We start from the raw sequence: 2,604 nt of genomic DNA on the forward strand, positions 1-2,604 counted from the left end.
CAATGGGTTCCAGTTCGTCGCGCAAAGAACATTGTGGTCCTACAACCCCAACAATGCCGGAACATCGCTGGTTTGGGCTGATCCGCTTTCGCTCGCCACTACTAACGGAATCACTCTTGTTTTCTCTTCCTCCGCCTACTTAGATGTTTCAGTTCAGCGGGTTAGCCTCTTTCGATGACATGCCTTCAACATGCCGGGTTGCCCCATTCGGACATCCGCGGATCAATTCGTGTGTGCCGATCCCCGCGGCTTTTCGCAGCTTATCACGTCCTTCATCGCCTCTGAGAGCCTAGGCATCCCCCATACGCCCTTCTTTTGCTTGTCGCACCTGTACCTAAGTACAAATGCCCTCGTAATCCTTCTATATATTCTATTCTACTTCGTGTTTCTTCTTTGACTTCGCCATGACGATATAAAATCGCCACGCTCCGTCCCAATATGTCAATGAACGTTCTCCCCAAACTTGGTTCGGGGCCCCTTCGGACAAGAACCGATCTCGATCGGCGACCTTTCCAAAGAGGTACCCGCTTCCGCGGGCACAAGTGGAGAATACCGGAGTCGAACCGGTGACCTCCTGCGTGCAAGGCAGGCGCTCTAGCCAGCTGAGCTAATTCCCCTGTTTAGTTGATTCGTTGTTCGTTGCTTGTTGATAGCATCACCATCAACCATCAACCGAGAACCAACAACCAGTTTCTCAACCTCTAGAATTTCCTATTTTAATGAACTTTTAAAAATCACAAGCCAACCTTTAACCTTCAACTTATAACCCCCAACTTTTCGAGCAAAGCTCGAAACAGTAGTCTCAGGCAGACTCGAACTGCCGACCTCTACATTATCAGTGTAGCGCTCTAACCAGCTGAGCTATGAGACTGTTTGGCCTAATTCGCCAGTATTTAAAAACATATCATAAGACAGCATAAAAGAAAAACAAGGACCACCCCGATGAAAGGACAGGACATTGTCCGGTCGTCTTTCTCTAGAAAGGAGGTGTTCCAGCCGCACCTTCCGGTACGGCTACCTTGTTACGACTTAGCCCTAGTTACCGATTTTGCCCTAGGCCGCTCCTTGCGGTGACGGACTTCAGGCACTCCCGGCTTCCATGGCTTGACGGGCGGTGTGTACAAGGCCCGGGAACGTATTCACCGGATCATGGCTGATATCCGATTACTAGCGATTCCAGCTTCACGGGGTCGAGTTGCAGACCCCGATCCGAACTGTGACCGGTTTTGTAGATCCGCGCCCCCTTGCGGGGTGGCTTCCCTCTGTACCGGCCATTGTAGCACGTGTGTGGCCCAGGACGTAAGGGCCGTGATGATTTGACGTCGTCCCCACCTTCCTCTCGGTTTGCACCGGCAGTCCCGTTAGAGTCCCCGACTTCACTCGCTGGCAACTAACGGTAGGGGTTGCGCTCGTTATAGGACTTAACCTGACACCTCACGGCACGAGCTGACGACAACCATGCAGCACCTTGCAATCCGTCCGAAGAAAACTCTATCTCTAAAGCTGTCGGACTGCATTTAAGCCCTGGTAAGGTTCCTCGCGTATCATCGAATTAAACCACATGCTCCACCGCTTGTGCGGGCCCCCGTCAATTCCTTTGAGTTTCATTCTTGCGAACGTACTCCCCAGGTGGGATACTTATCACTTTCGCTTGGCCGCCGAGCCCGAAGGCCCGACAGCTAGTATCCATCGTTTACGGCGTGGACTACCGGGGTATCTAATCCCGTTCGCTACCCACGCTTTCGTCCATCAGTGTCAGTACGTTGTTGGTCACCTGCCTTCGCGATCGGTGTTCTATGTGATATCTATGCATTTCACCGCTACACCACATGTTCCGGCAACCCCACAACGACTCAAGACCACCAGTATCAAAGGCAATTCTACAGTTGAGCTGCAGACTTTCACCCCTGACTTAATGGCCCACCTACGGACCCTTTAAACCCAATGATTCCGGATAACGCTCGGACCCTCCGTATTACCGCGGCTGCTGGCACGGAGTTAGCCGGTCCTTATTCTTACGGTACCGTCAGCTGTCCACACGTGGACAGGTTTCTTCCCGTATAAAAGCAGTTTACAACCCATAGGGCAGTCATCCTGCACGCGGCATGGCTGGATCAGGCTCCCGCCCATTGTCCAATATTCCTCACTGCTGCCTCCCGTAGGAGTCTGGTCCGTGTCTCAGTACCAGTGTGGGGGATCCCCCTCTCAGGGCCCCTAACCATCGTTGCCTTGGTAAGCCGTTACCTCACCAACAAGCTAATGGTACGCATGGCCATCCCTGTCCGATAAATCTTTAAACAAAATATCATGCGATATAATGTTACCATGGGGCATTAATCCAAATTTCTCTGGGCTATTCCCCTGACAGGGGCAGGTTCCATACGCGTTCCGCACCCGTGCGCCGGTCGTCATCAGTTTGCAAGCAAACCATGTTACCCCTCGACTTGCATGTGTTAGGCCTGCCGCTAGCGTTCATCCTGAGCCAGGATCAAACTCTTCATTGTCTATCGTTAAATATCTATTCAACTCCCTAAAACAATACCCAAGTCCTTGACATCAAAATGGTTCCTTGTTATTCTCTTTTACGCTGTCTATACAATATGT

2 tRNA genes and 2 rRNA genes (1 of these 4 running past the window's edge) are annotated in these 2,604 nt (G+C 51.5%); all 4 read right to left on the minus strand.

Annotated features, from left to right (window positions below):
* Positions 1 to 325 (minus strand): 23S ribosomal RNA (locus ACULLH_RS18655); it reaches 2,500 nt to the left of the window's first position.
* Positions 326 to 543: 218 nt separating this feature from the next.
* Positions 544 to 617, minus strand: a tRNA-Ala gene (locus tag ACULLH_RS18660).
* A gap of 180 nt (positions 618 to 797) precedes the next feature.
* Positions 798 to 871, minus strand: a tRNA-Ile gene (locus tag ACULLH_RS18665).
* 109 nt (positions 872 to 980) lie between these two features.
* Positions 981 to 2,504 (minus strand): 16S ribosomal RNA (locus ACULLH_RS18670).
* The 16S and 23S rRNA genes sit together here with 2 tRNA genes alongside, the layout of an rRNA operon.
* Between the last annotated feature and the right edge of the window lie 100 nt (positions 2,505 to 2,604).

This window comes from Flagellimonas sp. 2504JD4-2 (assembly GCF_053642935.1).